This is a genomic window from Staphylococcus sp. IVB6181 (genome assembly GCF_025561445.1).
GTDB classification, from domain to species: Bacteria; Bacillota; Bacilli; order Staphylococcales; family Staphylococcaceae; genus Staphylococcus; species Staphylococcus simulans_B.
In genome coordinates, this window is record NZ_CP095096.1 from 2,359,619 (window position 1) to 2,377,224 (window position 17,606).

The following is a 17,606-nucleotide window of genomic DNA, read 5'->3' on the forward strand; positions in this document are numbered from 1 at the left end:
CAACTCTTTTCTTCTTCAGATTAATCAGCGAACCTGTGCTGAACCGAAAATAACATGTGCTTTTTTGCAGTAGATTGTGACTTCGTTATATTGATCTAAATCTGCACCCTTAGTATCGAAAGTTTGCGTTGCTTTATTGTAATCCACAGCATCTAGCTGTTTACCGCCTTTAATATCGCCATCTTTCGTCAAGTACACGAATAAATCAGGTCCTTTTGCGGATTTAAAGTTCGTGAGTTTGATTTGATTGTTTTCGATTTTAACATCGCCGCTTACCTCTTCTTCACCCGATTTAAAAGTACCAGTTAACACTTTATGATTCTGATGGTCATGTTGATGAGAAGTTTCTGTTGTTTTTTCTTTTTCTTGCTTAGGTTCATCTTGTGCATTGCATCCTGCTAAAGCGATACCTGCCGCTAAAAGTGTTGTCGCAAATAAATGTTTCTTTTTCATAATAAGCCCTCATTTCATTTGTTTTTAATAATGATTACACTTATTATAATTTGAGTTTTTAACACATGCCATTAACTATTTATTAACTCATTTATAACTTTTATTCATACCTAAAAGGTAAATAAGGCATAAAAATAACCCTTTTAAGTCACACATTAATGTGCAGCTTAAAAGGGGTGCGTTGTTACTGTTATTCATCGTTATCTTTTTTATCTCTTTTGTTTCTTTTGTTATTATCGTCGTTATCTTCGTCGTCTTCTTCGAATTCATGACGTTCTGCATTATATTCTACTTTCAAGATAACAGTAATGATTTGGTGATTTTCGATATCTGAGATAATCCAGCGATCAAAATAAGTGTCGACAAAATCATTTTTTTGCAAGTTCGTATTGTGTGCTTGCAGCCAACCGCCGATTGTATCGATATCATCTGAATCATCAAACTCGATACCTAATTGATCTGTTAAATCATCTAATAACACACGACCATTGATTTGGTATGTGTCTTCATTCAATTTAATAATATCATTGACTTCATTTTCATCGAATTCATCACGGATTTCCCCTACAATTTCTTCTAAGATGTCTTCCATTGTAAGGATACCTGCTGTACCGCCGTATTCATCAATGACTAAACTGATGTGTACACGTTCGCGCTGCATTCTGATTAAAGCATCGCTGATACGTGTTGTTTCTGAAATCAACGGCAATTCATGAATATAATTGGCAATTTTAATCGGTTTGCCTGATGCATATTCTGTTAAGAATTCTTTTACGTTAATAAAGCCTTTGATATGGTCTTTATCGCCATCTTCTGTAATTGGGTAACGGGTGAATTGGTATTCTCTAATCGTATCTAATAACTCATCCACAGTAAAAGGTTCGTTCAATGTTACCATTTGTGTTCTTGGCACCATAACATCTTTTGCTTGTCTTTCATCGAATGAAAAGATGTTTTGCATATATGCAAGTTCAGTCTGATTGATTTCCCCACTGTTATAACTGTTGTTGATAATCATTTTGATTTCTTCTTCTGACATCGCATCATTATTCTCATCCGGATCAATACCGAACACACGAATAATCATACGTGCTGAACCGTTCATCAACCAAATGAGCGGTTTCATGAATAAACCGAAATAATATAACGGGCGCGCATAAAACAACGCGACTTTTTCAGTATGCTGAATCGCAAATGATTTTGGCGCTAACTCTCCAAGTACTACGTGCAGATATGTCACAACTAAGAATGATACAACAATTGCAATCGTAGTATTTAATGCGTCAGGCAGCGGTATCAATTCAAAGACAGGATGTAACAATTTAGAAAAGACAGGTTCACCTAACCAACCTAATCCTAAAGATGTCACAGTGATACCTAACTGACATGCAGATAAGTAATAGTCCAAGTTGGTAATCATTTTCTTAACTACAACTGCGCTGCGATTACCTTCAGAAACTAATTCTTCAATTTTTGTAGCTCTGACTTTTACAAGCGCAAATTCCGATCCTACAAAGACTGTAGTAAGTGCGATTAAAAATATAAAAATAAACAAGTTAATTATGGTCGTACTATCCAATTAATTCCCTAATACTAGGGATTCACCTCCATGTTATATGCCGCTATGCACAGCAATGATGTTAAGTTCGTAGTTACAGTCGACTATACAAAATCTTAGTTCATCCTTCCCATGCTCACAGCGACACCTCCCAACTAGCGTAAAATCTAACAAGAATATCATATCATAATCATGATTGATATAGTAAGTTTTTTGAAAGGATATTATGAGTTTTTTTATCCTTGAAATTAAGTGATTAAACAAAAAATAAACAGTTAAGATCAGAGTATATCCTGGGAATAGGTTTTACCTCTTTCTTAACTGTTTATCTGAATATACATTTACCTACCACAGTAAATATGATTCCAAAGGCATGCGGTTAATGTTCGCATGCCTTTATTATCATGCGCCAAATTCATAAAAAATTCAACTGATTATTCATCCATTGCTTCTGAAGCAGCAATTTCATCAGCTGTCGGTTTGCGTTTAAGGAAACCGTAGATACATGCTGAAACTAAAGCACCGATAATAATCGCTAAAATGGTTTGCAATGAATGAGAGAAGTCTGTACCAAAGATTACAAATATTCCTCCGTGCGGTGCTTGAATAGATGAACCTAAACCAAGTGCAATCGCACCGCCGATACCTGAACCGATCATCATAGATGGAATTACACGCAACGGATCTGCCGCTGCAAATGGAATCGCACCTTCAGTAATAAATGATGCACCCATTACGAAGTTTGGTACGATAGAACCGCGTTGCGTCTTAGTAAACTTGCGTTTAAAGATAAGCATTGCTAAAGCTAATGCAATCGGAGGTACCATACCGCCGACCATCGCTGCTGTAATCGGTGCTGCGTTGCCTTCAGTAAGTGCTGCTGTTGCGAATACATATGCTGCCTTGTTGAATGGACCGCCCATATCAATGGCCATCATTGCACCGATAACTAAACCTAATAACATAATGTTAGTTCCTGATAAACTGTTCAGACCATTTAATAATAAATGGTTTACCCACGCTGCTGGCGGATTCAGAACATAAATCATTAATAATCCAGTGATTGTTACAGAGAAAATCGGATAAATCAATGTAGGTTTCAAACCTTCTAATGATTGAGGCATACGACGTGTTGCCAATTTAATACCTTCAGTTAAATAACCGGCTAAGAAACCTGCAAGAATACCGCCGATAAATCCAGAGTCGCCGCTCATTGCTAACATACCGCCGACTAAACCAGCAGCCATACCTGGTTTCTCAGCAATACTGCGTGCAATGAATGCTGATAAAATCGGAATGATGAGGTAGAATGCACTATTCTTACCTATGTTCCACAACTGTTCAGCAAATGCATTGTACTCAGATGATTTAGGATCAAATGAGTTAGCGCCGAATAAGAATACAATCGCCATTAAAATACCGCCGGCAATAACGAGCGGCAACATGTTAGAAACACCATTCATCAAGTGTTTATAAATTGTTTTGCCCACGCTTTGTTTCTCTTGTTTGCCGCCTGCTTGCCCTTTGCCTTGGCCGCCTTTTGCTTTAAAGGGAGTACGGTCTGTCGCTAGTGCAAGGTCAATTAATGCTTCAGGACGTTTAATACCGTCTGCTACAGGTACTTCTACTACATTTTTACCGTCAAAGCGATCTGTTTCAACGTGAACATCCGCTGCGACAATAACACCTTGTGCTTTTTCGATATCTTCAGATATTAAACGGTTCTTAATACCGCTTGAACCATTCGTCTCTACTTTCATTTTGACGCCCATTTTTTTCGCTTGTTTCAATAAAGCATCTTTTGCCATATACGTATGTGCAATACCTGTAGGACATGCAGTCACACCAATGACATACGGTTCATCTGATGCAGTGTCGTCTTTCGTTTCAACTGCAGCAGCTTCCTCTTCTTCATCTGGTGCTTCATCATCAGCACAATCAATAATGGCTAAGACTTCGTCTGGTGTTGATGCATGCAGTAATGCTTCACGCACTTTATCATCCATTAAGACACCTGACAATTTAGCTAATGCATCTAAGTGTGTTTGCGCGCCGCCTTCAGGCGCAGCAATCATAAAGAATAAATGTGCAGGTTGTCCGTCTAAACTTTGATAATCTACACCTGCTTTTGATTTCCCGAAAGCAATTGCAGGTTGTTTTACCGCATCCACTTTCGCATGCGGAATCGCAATGCCTTCGCCGATACCTGTCGTACTTTGACCTTCACGAGCCATAATGGCATCTTTAAATGCATCAACATCACTTAATATGCCGGCATGGTCTAATTGTGCAACTAAAGTATCAATAACGCCTTCTTTTGTCGTTGCTTCTACGTCCATCGCGATCGTATCACGCGTTAATAATTCAGTGATTCTCATATTTATTTCACTCCTATTTCAAGTCCGTTAACTCAATTTGAGCACGTACCTTATCTATCATTGCTTTATCTGCTAAGTCCTGACTGAATGCAGTGGCTGTTCCTGAAGCAACTGCGTTTCGAAATGCTTCATCTGTCGATAACCCTTGTGCTAAACCTGCCAGCATACCTGCAACGGTACTGTCGCCGGCACCTACAGTGTTGATTGCTTTGCCTTTTGGTACTGAAGCTTTAATTTGTTTAGCTTTATCAATATAAATCGCACCTTCGCCGCCGAGCGAAACAATTACAGCTTGTGCACCTTGTTCAATAATTTCAAGGCCGTATTTTACTACATCAGCATCTGTCGTAATGGTTGTATCAAACATCACTTCAAGTTCATCTTTATTCGGTTTAATAAAGAACGGCTGATACGGCAGAATCGTTTCTACTAAATCTTTTTCTGCATCTACGACCAATTTAGCTCCGGTACTTTGTGTGATTTTTGCGATTTGTTCATACGCATCATCTGGAATGCTTTTTGGTACACTGCCCGCTATAACAACAGTGTCATTTGAAGTTGTTGTTTTAACCTGTGTTAACAAAGCTTCGAATGCTGTATTTGAAATTGAAGGGCCCCCAGCATTAATTTCAGTTTCTGCGTCTGATTTCAGCTTCACATTAATGCGTGTGTCCTCTTCTACTTCAACGAAGCCGCTCGCAATGCCTGCCTTTTCTAATGCATCTTTGATAAATTGCCCCGGAAAGCCGCCTACAAATCCTAATGCTGTAGAAGGTGTATTTAATGTATGCAGTACGCGTGAGACATTAATCCCTTTGCCTCCGGCAAATTTATAAGTTTCTGGTGCGCGATTAAGTCCGCCTGTTTGAAAATTATCTACTTTCATAATGTAATCAATGGATGAATTGAAAGTTACTGTATAAATCAATTTATTGTCCTCCTATGATGGAATAACTGTTGCGATAGGTTTTGATATCTCCGCGTGTTAACGCTTTGGCTGATGTCAATATGTCGCAAGGTACTTTAGTATTGACACTTACGCCCGCAAAATAAGTATGACCGAATTTAGAACTATCTATTAAAATAAAGATATGCTGACCGACTTTCATCGCATTTTCTTTTACATAAGCTTCTTGCTCATCTGGCGTTGTTAATCTGCCTTCGCTGTCAATACCGTTCATGCCGATAAAGACTTTGTCGAAATGATAATGTTTCAATGTTTCGATGGCACGCGGTCCTACTGAAGCAAGTGTGTTGGCTTTAACATCTCCGCCGATAATCAGTGTCTTAATTCCGCGTTTCAATAATGCTTCTACATGGGTTAAGCCATTAGTAACCGCTACAATTTCTTTAGCTTCTATATACTCAATCATTTCAAAGGTCGTCGTACCCGCATCAATATAAATACAGTCGCGATCTTCAATTTGTTCAGCCGCCAGTTTGCCTATTTCTCTTTTTTCTTGAATATTGCGTTCTTTCTTCTCAGACATTTCAGGCTCGCTTAAAGCCGTATTTTTAAGTGTTGCGCCGCCATGGACACGTTGTAATTTACCCATTTTCTGCAATTTCGATAAATCCCGACGGATTGTGGAAGCACTGCATCCTGTCATTTGGATTAACTCTTGCAGCGTCAAAAATTCTTTTTCCTTTAACAACTGTATAATCAGGTCAAATCTTTTTTGCGTTATCATATCGCCACCTCGTTTCTACTTTATTATAATGTGTCCGCTTTCAAATTTCAACCAAAAACATTCATTTTCATTCAAAATCAATCATAAATCCGTAAAAAAAGATGAGCTTCTGCTCATCCTTCATGTGTTGCTACATCTGCAACTTTTGCTTCGGTGGCTTGAATAAGTTCTGAAACATTCACACCCATTTGTACACCGCGCAGTCCGCCGCTGACAAAGATTTTCTCCTGTTGCTCAGCAGATTGATCAATGACAGTCGGATACGCGTGTTTCATGCCGATTGGAGAACAGCCGCCGCGAATATATCCTGTCACTTTAGTCAGTTCATCTAATGGGAGTAAATGCAGCTTCTTCTCTCCAACAGCTTGTGCCGCATGTTTCATATCCAAGTGGCTTTCTACCGGTATTACAAATACATACGGGTCATGATTGTTGTTAATAAACAGCAAGGTTTTAAACACTTGTTCAGGATCTGCCCCAATCAGCTTTGCGACCTCTTGTCCTTCAATGTGTTCCTTGCCCATTTTAAATGTACGCATTTCATAATCGATGCCTTCGCGATCTAAAATGCGCATCGCATTTGTCTTCTTCTGTTTCATTGCGTTCACCTCATATTTAATATAGCACGCAAAGCAAACAGACAACATCAATACCGCTTCAAACCTAAAAAAACAAGGCGCCCCGACACTGTTTCTGCTCATTTCTGAGTTCAGTTGCCCGATACGCCTTGTTTTGTAAAATGCTGAAGCCATTGCTGACTCACATCATTTGCGATAAATGTGAGTGAAATCACAAATACTGAATTGGATTCTGCTTTTGTACTATGTGCTGCTTCTGTATGTTGTGTTGATGCCCCCCCAGCCACTGCACTGTATGTAGGTGGAGGAGTTTCTGATGCATTGTTGTTTGACGAAACATGCTCGCTTTGCATGAAAGCAGAGACACCGTTTTGGAACTTAGCAAGTTCGCTTTCATTCGTCACTAATACTAACAGAAAAATCAAGCAACAAGCCAGAATGCCAGCATATACCCATAAAATTAACGCTCTCATTCTTATAACCTCTTCACCCTTGATTCGTGATTACAATATTAACACAAAAACTTTACATAAACGGTAAGTAGTAAGCTATTTAAACCAAATGTAATATATGTAACAGAACCGACACGAAAATAACGGTGACATCACAAAGTGACACAAACCTCTTTTTGGTTGCGAACATCCTATTTAACAAGGTTTAACGTCTATCTGATTGCTTTCCTTCTCATCTATCCCTTCAAATTTTGTCCATAAAATTGAAATCATGTTACAAACACACTACAAATAAGACTATTCACAGAAAAAGCAGGTCAACTGCTGGGGTTAAACACCTCGCAACTGACCTGCTGATATATTATTGATTTTCTTTAATAGCTTGTTCGCCTTGTTCAATGGCTTGTTGAATAAATTGATGTGCGGCTTCTAATTGCTGTACCTCTGTATCAGAAAGTGCTATCGGCAAACGTTGTTTTATACCTTGTCGATCAATCAATGTTAACAGACTTAATGCGCCATCAGATAAGCCATACTCATGATTGACTAGACCGCTCACCGGTTCAATCGTATGTTCATTCAATACAACAGCGTGTGCTAATTGTACAGCTGCTCTTGAAATGGCCGCATTCGTCCAGCCTTTCTTGATAAAGACATCAAATGCTACTTCATCAATACTATGCGACACAGCTGCTTGGTTGATTGGTTCTGCGCCTGTTAACTGTTCAAACTCAGGCAATTCAATACCATGAATGCGTACACGGCTCCAAACAGGTACACAGTGAGAGCCATGCTCGCCTAAAACAAAAGCCTCTACGTCTTTAGGATCGACATCGTAGTAAGCTGCAATTAAAGTACGAAAACGAGAAGACTCTAAAATTGTTCCTGTTCCAATGACTTTATCAGCTGGATAACCTGCCTGATGACCCAAATAAGTCATTGCATCCACAGGATTAGAAATTAAGATAACAATAGGCTCTGTCGTTACAGCAGAAAGCTTGCTGAAGACTTCATGAACGATGGTACTGTTCGCTTTCGTCAATAAGGTACGATCCTTCATATCTGGTGTAGAAGGTGCGCTGGCTGAAATAATTACGATATCCGCATCTTTTAAATCCTCGTACCCTCCGGTTTGGATATCCACATGATGCGAACGTTTCAAACCTTGGATATGCAAGTGGTCTAAGACTTCTCCTTCAGCTTGCGAAGTATCTGTATCCACTACAACGATTTGTGAAAAGCATCCTAAATATTGTGCATCAGTCAATACTTGGCTGCCTACTCTGCCTACACCGATAATCCCTAATTTTGTCATTATAATTCTCTCCCTTGTCTTACTTAGCTTCATACGGTATTACGTCTTTACCGTATTCTTTTTTAATGAATGCTTTCATATCTTTTGATTGCAATACTTTAATCAAAGTTTGGAATTTTTCATCATTTTTATGTCCTTCTTTTACCGCAAGGATATTCGCAAATGGTGAAGATTCGTTTTCCATAACAATGGCATCTTTAGAAGGTGTTAAACCATTATCAATTGCATAGTTAGAGTTCATGATAACAGCTGCACCTTCACCGCTTTTATACGTTTTCGGCAAGAATTCTGCGCCTTGCTGATTATTGAATTTCAAATCTTTCTTGTTTTCCACAATGTCTTCGAATTTTGCATCTTCGATTTTGACACCATCTTTGATTTTAACCAAACCTTCATTTACAAAGAATGATAGGAAACGTCCTTCTTCTGCTGGGTTATTTGAAACATAGATTGTTGATCCTTTCGGAATATCTTTAATGTTTTTGTATTTTTTACTATATACACCCATTGGTGTTGTGAAGACTTTGCCGACTTCTTCTATTTTATAACCATGTGATTTCTTTTCGGCTTTTAAATAAGGAACGTGTTGGAATAAGTTCGCATCCACATCGCCTTTGTCTAATAATTTATTCGGCACTTTATAATCGTTAACGACTTTTACTTCTAAGTCATAACCTTTTTTCTTCATTTCTTTCTTAGCATGTTCTAACACTTCACCATGAGGCGCAGGAGAGGCCGCAACTGTAATTTTTTTGTTTTCTCCGCCTTTACCTTGACCGCAGGCTGCTAATACGACTAACAAAATACATAACCCGATAAAACTGATTAATTTTTTCATCTTACTATGACACCATCCCTATGTAATTTACAAATAACAAGACTCCTTTCAATAGAAAAAGCTCCCCCTTAAATTAAGAGAAAGCTTTTCGTTCTTTCTCTCATCTTCATAAGCAATTGCTTTTTGTGAATTAGCACCACTTCGTATATACGATGGTTGCTGGGCTTCATAGGGCACATCCCTCCGCCGCTCTTGATAAGAGTCTTATTAAATTGAATTGTATTAAGGTTACCACCAGTTATATAATTCGTCAATCTTATTTTCATATTTTTCTGAAAAAAATACTGTAATAATTAAAGTGCCAACAATAAACTGCTGGCACATGTATCTTTTCTTTTAAAATTACACTTTCATTCCTTTATTCTTTCTAATCGTCTTCTCTATCATAATAATTACAATTCCAAGCAGCATAACAGTAATAGACATGTACAACGGAAATTCAAAGTTCACGTCATATAATGAACCCGCGACAAGTGGTCCTGCAAAGTTGCCCATACTAGTAAATGTCGAGTTTAATCCACCGGCAAGTCCTTGGCGGTTGCCTGCAATATTTGAAAAGTAGTTGGTAATCGCAGGTCGGATCATGTCGAAACCGATAAATACAATAAAGCTGATGATCATGATTGACCAATAGTGGTGTGCAACTACTAATAAGAATAAGACTACTGCTGAATAAAAGAGCGAAATTTGAATAAAGGTCAATTCTTTGAAATACTTCATAAACTTATCAAATAAGAAAATTTGGAAGATAGCACCTGCTAAACCGCCGCCCATTATAGCGATAGAAATATCTTTTGGAGCATAGTGTGCTTTATCTGCAGTATATAAAGGATACAGTGTTTCAAAAGCTGCTAAACCGAATGCGAGTACGAATGTAATAATGATCGGTGTAATAAAAGCTTTGATATTAACTTTAGCTAATTCTTGCGGCTCTACAAATTGGTGGAAACCATCTGTTGTTTCGCGTTTTGCGCCATGAATAAAGAATACCGAACAAACAAAAGCTATAATACCTAAACTTCCTGCAAAATAGAACGGCAGACGATGGGAGAATTCAGCCATAAAACCGCCGAACCCTGGTCCTAAAATAAACCCTGAGTTGATAATGGCAGACATATAGCCGAAGTTCTTAGCTTTATCTTGCGGCGGCGAAATATCCGCAATCATGCCTGTTACACCCGGCATGACCATACCAGCACTAAAGCCCCCGATAATTCTTGAAATAATTAACAATGTATAATTACTGCTCATCGCAAAGATAAATTCAGAAACAGAGAATAATATCAATCCGATACAGATAATGAGTTTTTTGCCTAATTTATCAGCAAGGTTGCCTCCGAATGGAGAAATTACCATTTGCGCTAATGCAAAGGCCGCAACAAGAATACCTAAATCACTTCCATTTAAACCTAAATCCTTTAAATAGACAGGTAATACAGGTACAACTAATCCAATCCCTAAGAAAACGAGAAATATATTAAAGTAAAGTGTGATTAATTGCTTACTCATGATAGCCTCCTTTATTGCGTATTTTACGTCGATTTTTGTAATGACTACCTATTATACACCAAAGTTATTCTATAGCTCAATCAAATAATTTTATCTTAAGTTAGTAGCATTATTCCCTGATTATTTAAAATTTATGCTTCATTTCAAGGTATGCCTAACCTGCGCTTTTAATTGATATCTCCGTTAAAAAGATGTATTATATTCACTTAAGTCTGACAGAAAAGCACGTTTGCTGTCTGTTTTAGAAGCAAGACAATACATCCCTATGATGGATGAATGAAGAGAGAGGGCTTTAAAGATGCAATCACGATATATTGCACGCATATTTTTCGTTATACTGATGCTGATGACACTGCCATTGGACAATTTCTACCAATTCATGGCATTGAACTTATTTTTAGCATATATCCCTTTTGAATTGGTATGGTTAATAAAACTCTTTATACCTAAGCGCCGGTTTGAATGGCCGTTATTTATTATTTTCTCAGCGATTTTTATTTTAATCTTCCCTAACACCTTTTATATGGTGACGGATTTAATCCATTTGAACCAATTCGGTTTTAGTATTATGCATGGTGTGATCGCAACAGAATGGCTCTACTTCACTTATTTAGTCGGCGGCGTTTTATTTGCGCTGTATTGTTATATTTTAATCAATATCGAACTCTTCCACCTTACTGACAAACCTCTATTCAACTACATCCTTGTCATTACATTGATGATTGCGAATAGTGTCGGTATTGCGATGGGTCGATTTTTAAGATTTCACAGTGTATATTTGATCAATCAGCCGTTCTCAATTCTAAGAGATGTGATACACTTTTTCGATATTAAGGGTATCTTCTTTGTGGTCATCATGACACTCTTGCAAGGATTTGTATTGATCTTAGTGAAAGGAGTGCGAATGGCCAAATGATGATGCACTTACTACTCTTTTTAGCTATCACCATTATTTTGCAGCTGATAATCGGACATTTTATACATGAAATCGGCTTCTCGCTCACTGTCAGTATTGGATTAATGTGTTTGCCGTTAGGTCTCGGTTTATTCTTGCTTCAAATCATTTATTTTGAACAAAAATATCCGAATTGGGAAGTAGACTTGCGTACGAAATTACGACTCAAATATATGTATCTTATTACATTTGCAGAATATATTGCACTTTATGTATGTTTCTTTATGATATAAAGCAAAAGCGCATGCTGTACGGTGTCACTTAATAACAGTGAACCCGGAGCATGCGCCTTTTCTTATTTATTATAAAATTTACCTACTTATCAAATTAAGCCTAACCATTTCCAGTAAGTCATACTGAATACCAAAATTAAAATGTATCCGATAACTGTTAATGGTATACCAGATTTTAAGAAATCTTTTACTGTAAATGTTCCAGAACCATATGCCAGCATATTTTGCGGCGCACTTACAGGTAATAAGAAACCAAAGCTAATTACGAATTGTTGGATCAGCACAAAGCCGATGTTTTGATCTCCTAAATTCAAAGTTGCTGTCAGTGAGATAAAGACTGGAATCAAAGCGGATGATAAACTTGTCGCACTCGCAAAGCCTAAATGAATCAAGATGTTAAATAACGTAATTAATGCGATGGTTGCAATCAACGGCAAATGCTGCAAGCCCATTAAACCGAATGTTTTATCACTTAACCATTGCGCACCGCCTGTATTCAACAGCACATTACCGAGTGAGATACCGATACCAAAGACGATAATTGTACCCCATGGTATACGGCCTTCTGCCTCTTTCCATGTCATTACACCGATTTTAGGTGTCAGCATCACAGCCATTGCCACTAATGTAATAGAAGCTGAGTCAATCGGATGGATGACTTTCTCTGTTGACCAAAAGAGCAGCAATAATACTGAAATAGCGATTAATCGCCATTCTCTAGGTGACACTGGACCTAGTTTATCCAATTCTTGACGAATCAATTCTTTACCGCCTTTGACTTCATCTTGTTCCGGCGGCATTACTTTCAACATAATGAAGTACAATGCAATCGACATTAAGATAGACCAAGGTGCCGCATATAAGAACCATTGTCCCCATGAAATATCATGACCGAAACTTTGGTTGATAAAGTTTACCGCAACAATGTTTTGGGCTGCTGCTGTTTTAATACCGATATTCCAAATCGAAACAGCTTGTACGGCTGTGATAATCAATAATCCAGCCAGCTTACTTTCCTTCGATGCTTTAAACGCCGCAATCATACCAAGTAAAATCGGTACGACTGCACCCGCACGTGCAGTTGCTGAAGGAACGAAGAAAGCAAGAATAATCGATACTAAAATAGCACCAATGACAATACGTTTGGTTTTATTTCCTACAATCGATAAAACCAGCAATGCTAAACGCTTATGCAAGTTAGTAACTTGCATCGCTGCTGCTAAGAATAACGCTGCCGCAACTAGGGCTACTGCTGAAGTAGAGAAACCGCTGAATGCAAGTTTCAACGCATTCCCTGTCCCAAATAAATCAGCACCTTGCAATGCAGCACCATTTGCTTTCGGATTCCCTAATTTTTCTGCTAAATCCTGCACCGGACTGAATCCGAGCATTAATATCATCAAAGCTACAATCATCGTTGATGATACAGGATATGAGACCGCTTCAGTCACCCACATAATTACCGCAAATGCTAAGATTGCGAGTGAAACTTTAGCCATCACAGGAATACTGCCGCCTGTCGGAATCAGCATAATAGCGATTAACACTACAAAACTAATGATGATCCACAGCGGTTTAACTTTCTTGTTCTTCTTGTTAGCCGTTTTATCTTGTGCTTTTGCTCCTGACATAACATTTTCCTCCCTTTAAAGTTGACCCTGCTCATCTGTCGCAGAGCAACACTTAAAATACTATTAAATAGTAAGAAAGCAGTATGCTATGATATAGGACCCATAATTGATTACATCACGCTTTGACTTTTGATGCTTTTCTTAATATTTAATCTATTTCAATTTTATTATAACAAGAATGCGCTTACAAAATGGTTATATCTGAAAATTTGTAGAAATTTTCACAATAAATTCACAAAATACAAAAGGAGACTCACTTATAAAGTCAGCCTCCTATTAGATTTAAATCAATACCAGTACTCTTCTTTTCAGTTAAAATTATTATTTATTTTTCAATGCCTTTTTAACTTCTTCTACTGCATCCGCAGAAGCTTGAAGTTGTGCTTTTTCATCATCATTCAACGTCGTTTCAACGACTTGTTCTACACCATTCTCACCTAAAATAGTCGGCACACCCAGACAAATATCATTAAAGCCGTATTCCCCTTCTAAATACGTAATAGACGGCAATAATCGTTTTTCGTCTTTTAAGATGGCAGCGGCCATTTCATAAATTGCGGCAGCCGGTGCATAATACGCAGAGCCATTACCCAATAAGCCGACGATTTCAGCGCCGCCTTTTCTTGTACGATCAATAATCGCATCGATTTTCTCTTGTTCCAGCAATTCAGTTAACGGAACACCGCCGACTGTCGTCGTGCTTAACAGTGGCACCATTGTGTCGCCATGTCCGCCTAGGACTAATCCTGTAACATCCGTTTGTGCAACATTTAATACTTCAGAAACAAATGTACGGTAACGTGCTGTATCTAATACACCTGATTGTCCTAAGACACGATTTTTAGGGAAGCCTGATAATTTATACACAGCATACGTCATCGCATCCACTGGATTTGTGAGTACAATAATCGTACTATCCGGTGCATAAGTTTTAATGCCGTCAGTTACTTGCGCCATAACCCCTTCGTTAATTTGAATCAAATCATCACGGCTCATGCCAGGTTTACGTGCAGCCCCTGCTGTAATAACAACAATATCTGCACCTGTAATATCTTGATAATCAGAAGTGCCTTTGATTTTACTGTTAAAGTTTAAAATCGGACCGCTTTCTGAAATATCTAATGCTTTGCCTTTAGCAGGTTTTTCATTATGCGGCTGATCCAGCAATACTACATCTGCCAAAGCTCTTTCAGCCACTATAAATGCTAAAGTTGCACCTGTATGTCCTGCACCGATAATTGCAATTTTTCTCTTACTCATTCTATTTCCCCCTTGATATGAATGATTGCATTTTTGGTTCACTTTTATCATAGCAAAGCCGAATATAATAATAAAGAAAACGCTTAATTTTGAATTTGAATCAATTGCGCCATATGTAATCCAAGTACAAAAAAGCCCAGGTCAACTTTACCTGGGACTTAACATTTAATATCTACCAGCAAAATGTGCAGTAGCTGAAATTGTAAACATGACACCAACAAAAATTGTTAAAATCAACAATAAAATCATGGTACGCGTATAGTGTTTGATAAACGCAGTGAAAAGCAAAACAGCGTTATAAATAAAGAATATACCGAATAACGTCAGCACCACTGTCGGCATAGAAATGATTGTCGTAAAGAAAAAGATAATAATCGCAAATATAATATAAGGAAATACAATAAAATTACGCTCAAACTGAATACGTGAACGTGATTGTTCGTCTCTTTTCATTCTTCTTACTCCTTTAAAGTTAATCAGTTAAGGGATATCATGACCTAAAACTGCCGTATAAATATCAAACCATTCTTGATCGGTTAAACTAATATCTAAACCTTTAACCGCATCATTGATACGGTCGATTCGGCTTGTGCCCATAATCGGCATAATGGTTGCCGGATGTTTCATCAGCCATGCTGTCGCAATAGAAGCTGGTGCTGTCTGATATTTTTGTGCTAAAGGTCCGATAATCGCCATGACACGTTTTGACTTTTCATCCTCAACATCCAGCAATTTTCCGCCGGCAAGCGGACTCCACGCTGTAATTTTGACGTCATCACGATACATGTGATCAATGGTACCGTCATAAATCGATGCCGCATGATAAGGAGAAACTTCAAGTTGGTTAACCGCTATATGCAGCTTATGTGATTTAATCCCTCTATTTAATAAATCATATTGATCATTATTGAAATTTGAAACTCCGAATGATTTGATTTTACCTTCTTTTACTAAAATATCAAGGGCATCTCTGACTTCATCCGGATTCATCAGTGGTGAAGGTCTATGAATCAGCAATGTGTCCAAGTAATCTGTCTGCAGCGCTTCAAGCGAACGGTTGACAGATGCAACAATATGTTGGCGGCTTAAATCGTAACGATGCCCATCGAATTGTTCAAAACGGTCTGTCGGCAAAACAATGCCGCATTTTGAAACCAGCTCGATTTGATTACGCAATTCTGGAGATAATTTCAGCGCTTCGCCGAATAACGTTTCACACGTATAATCTCCATAGATATCCGCATGATCCATCGTTGTTACACCCATCTCCACGAGTTGATGCAAGTGGCGGTTAAGATCTTGCGGCGTCATTTTCCATTCATTTAATCGCCAAAAACCTTGAATAATTTTGGAATATTCCACATTACGGTTAATTTGAACACGTTCCATTGATGTCTCTCCTCCTGATTTTTCAATTTCATTACAACCGTATACTAACCCTTGCTTAATTTGATAATGAGGTTCACTATTAAGTAGTGGGAGTTATAGTTAGATGTAAAAATTTTACTATTGTATTCCCCTCAAAATCCTTGTACTATTAAACGTTGCATCCATTATAGTGGCACCTTTATCTGTACGTCAATTTTCAGGTGAATTGCAGTGCGTCCAGCTGATTGCGCAAACGTTCTTTATCCAAATTTTCGCCGATCAGCACAATTGTATTTTGTACTTCACCTTGAATAGGCTCGTAATCGGGCAGCCCATTGGCGAATTGGAACAGATAAGTTGTCTCAGGATCATCTCTGAATCTGACGTAACCTTTCAAACGGTAAATATTATCTGGCAAGCGCAAAATGAATTGATAGAATATCTGTCTGTCTATCGGTGCTGTGAAGGTATATGCGATGGAACTTATACCATGATGATGCAAATGACGATGACGTACGTCTTGTCTTGCAGTATCAAGTGCTTCTAACTCATCTATATTCACACGACCGTACGACGTGAAGTAAATCGTATCGTTAGGATTGATTTGTTTTAATGCAGTTTCAATTTTATGCTGCTCTTCTTGTCCGACTAAGTCAGTCTTGTTGACAATCAAAGCTTGGCTGACAGCGATTTGTTCTTCCATTAAAGCTTGAGTAGATGCTGTGTAGCGCTCGCGATTTAAAAATCTCGGCGCGTCGACTAAACCTACAACAAGCGGCGGATGGACGTATTGTGCAAGAGACGGATCAAAACACGCTTCAATAAGTTGGAGCGGATGTGCGATACCTGTTGCTTCGATGATGACAAATTGTGATTGTTTTTGATTGATTAATACTGATAATTGATTAATCAAATCTTGCTGTAAATCACAGCAAACACAACCGTTTTGCAGAGAAATTGTTTGAATTTTATCCCCTAAGATTTTACTATCAACATCAAAGTCACCAAATTCATTCATTATGACCGTAATTTTCTCATCTCTTTTTAATAATTGCTCAGTATAATATTTAAGGAAAGACGTTTTACCGCTTCCTAGAAAACCTGTTACAATACAAATAGATAATTTAGATTTATTATTTCGTTCCAATTTTAACACTCATTTCTAAAGGACTTAATGGTACAACCATTAATGGACATATTATATTATGTTTCAACTTGATTTAATGCAAGATATCTTCTAAAATCAATACATGCTTTAATTTTAACATGGCTTGTGAGTTGTCGACAAAAGACCTTGGATATTTTCTTAATTGTCACATCTCAAACTTTTACAACGAGACGGAACGATTTCCGGAACACAGAAAAATATATCGGATAGAATGTCTGG

General features: G+C 37.9%; 17 protein-coding genes and 1 riboswitch. Of the genes, 2 read left to right on the forward strand and 15 right to left on the reverse strand.

The genetic code is table 11. The features are described 5' to 3' along the window. Positions 1-24: 24 nt before the first annotated feature. The 10 genes from MUA90_RS11545 to norA form a co-directional block, all read right to left on the reverse strand. Entirely contained in the window at positions 25-453 is a 429-nt protein-coding gene (locus tag MUA90_RS11545; protein ID WP_114603850.1) for a DM13 domain-containing protein, read from the reverse strand. Positions 454-643: 190 nt separating this feature from the next. Beyond that, positions 644-2,032 (reverse strand): hemolysin family protein, encoded by a 1,389-nt coding sequence (locus tag MUA90_RS11550; RefSeq protein WP_262587030.1) that lies wholly within the window; start codon positions 2,030-2,032, stop codon positions 644-646. Positions 2,033-2,445: 413 nt separating this feature from the next. Continuing rightward, the gene (locus MUA90_RS11555; RefSeq protein ID WP_262587032.1) at positions 2,446-4,389 is read right to left on the reverse strand and encodes a PTS fructose transporter subunit IIABC; all 1,944 of its coding nucleotides are present in this window, start codon (positions 4,387-4,389) and stop codon (positions 2,446-2,448) included. A gap of 13 nt (positions 4,390-4,402) precedes the next feature. Beyond that, entirely contained in the window at positions 4,403-5,317 is a 915-nt protein-coding gene (pfkB, locus tag MUA90_RS11560) for a 1-phosphofructokinase (RefSeq protein WP_262587034.1), read from the reverse strand. 1 nt (position 5,318) lies between these two features. Next, positions 5,319-6,080: a DeoR/GlpR family DNA-binding transcription regulator gene (locus MUA90_RS11565; RefSeq protein WP_262587046.1), complete on the reverse strand. Its 762-nt coding sequence runs from the start codon at positions 6,078-6,080 to the stop codon at positions 5,319-5,321. Between the two features lie 113 nt (positions 6,081-6,193). Then, positions 6,194-6,679, reverse strand: coding sequence for a Cys-tRNA(Pro) deacylase (ybaK, locus tag MUA90_RS11570; RefSeq protein WP_114603854.1), 486 nt, complete (start codon positions 6,677-6,679; stop codon positions 6,194-6,196). Between the two features lie 110 nt (positions 6,680-6,789). After that, a complete protein-coding gene (locus tag MUA90_RS11575; protein ID WP_262587048.1) occupies positions 6,790-7,131 on the reverse strand; it encodes a hypothetical protein in 342 nt (113 codons plus the stop codon). 340 nt (positions 7,132-7,471) lie between these two features. After that, a complete protein-coding gene (locus tag MUA90_RS11580) occupies positions 7,472-8,425 on the reverse strand; it encodes a lactate/malate family dehydrogenase (RefSeq protein ID WP_262587050.1) in 954 nt (317 codons plus the stop codon). A gap of 19 nt (positions 8,426-8,444) precedes the next feature. Then, positions 8,445-9,263, reverse strand: coding sequence for a MetQ/NlpA family ABC transporter substrate-binding protein (locus tag MUA90_RS11585; RefSeq protein WP_262587052.1), 819 nt, complete (start codon positions 9,261-9,263; stop codon positions 8,445-8,447). Between the two features lie 97 nt (positions 9,264-9,360). Then, a riboswitch (SAM riboswitch) is annotated at positions 9,361-9,465 on the reverse strand. Positions 9,466-9,605: 140 nt separating this feature from the next. Further along, positions 9,606-10,772 carry a multidrug efflux MFS transporter NorA gene (gene norA / locus MUA90_RS11590; RefSeq protein ID WP_398577356.1) on the reverse strand — a complete coding sequence of 389 codons (1,167 nt, stop codon included), beginning with the start codon at positions 10,770-10,772 and terminating at the stop codon, positions 9,606-9,608. Positions 10,773-11,070: 298 nt separating this feature from the next. On the opposite strand from norA, the gene MUA90_RS11595 reads away from it, so the two are divergent. Next, positions 11,071-11,688 carry a DUF1361 domain-containing protein gene (locus MUA90_RS11595; RefSeq protein WP_262587054.1) on the forward strand — a complete coding sequence of 206 codons (618 nt, stop codon included), beginning with the start codon at positions 11,071-11,073 and terminating at the stop codon, positions 11,686-11,688. Then, on the forward strand, positions 11,685-11,960 hold the full coding sequence (locus tag MUA90_RS11600) for a hypothetical protein (protein ID WP_114603860.1): 276 nt from the start codon (positions 11,685-11,687) through the stop codon (positions 11,958-11,960). The genes MUA90_RS11595 and MUA90_RS11600 overlap by 4 nt, the downstream gene beginning before the upstream one ends. Before the next feature lie 89 nt (positions 11,961-12,049). Here the strand turns inward: MUA90_RS11600 and MUA90_RS11605 are convergent, their stop codons facing one another. From MUA90_RS11605 to MUA90_RS11625, 5 genes are all read right to left on the reverse strand, one after another. Beyond that, entirely contained in the window at positions 12,050-13,591 is a 1,542-nt protein-coding gene (locus MUA90_RS11605; RefSeq protein ID WP_262587057.1) for an SLC13 family permease, read from the reverse strand. Positions 13,592-13,912: 321 nt separating this feature from the next. Beyond that, on the reverse strand, positions 13,913-14,851 hold the full coding sequence (gene mdh, locus MUA90_RS11610) for a malate dehydrogenase (protein ID WP_262587058.1): 939 nt from the start codon (positions 14,849-14,851) through the stop codon (positions 13,913-13,915). Positions 14,852-15,016: 165 nt separating this feature from the next. Next, positions 15,017-15,304 carry a hypothetical protein gene (locus MUA90_RS11615; protein WP_114603863.1) on the reverse strand — a complete coding sequence of 96 codons (288 nt, stop codon included), beginning with the start codon at positions 15,302-15,304 and terminating at the stop codon, positions 15,017-15,019. Between the two features lie 27 nt (positions 15,305-15,331). After that, on the reverse strand, positions 15,332-16,240 hold the full coding sequence (locus tag MUA90_RS11620; protein WP_262587060.1) for an aldo/keto reductase: 909 nt from the start codon (positions 16,238-16,240) through the stop codon (positions 15,332-15,334). A gap of 196 nt (positions 16,241-16,436) precedes the next feature. Next, positions 16,437-17,366, reverse strand: coding sequence for a CobW family GTP-binding protein (locus tag MUA90_RS11625; RefSeq protein ID WP_262587062.1), 930 nt, complete (start codon positions 17,364-17,366; stop codon positions 16,437-16,439). Positions 17,367-17,606 lie beyond the last annotated feature (240 nt).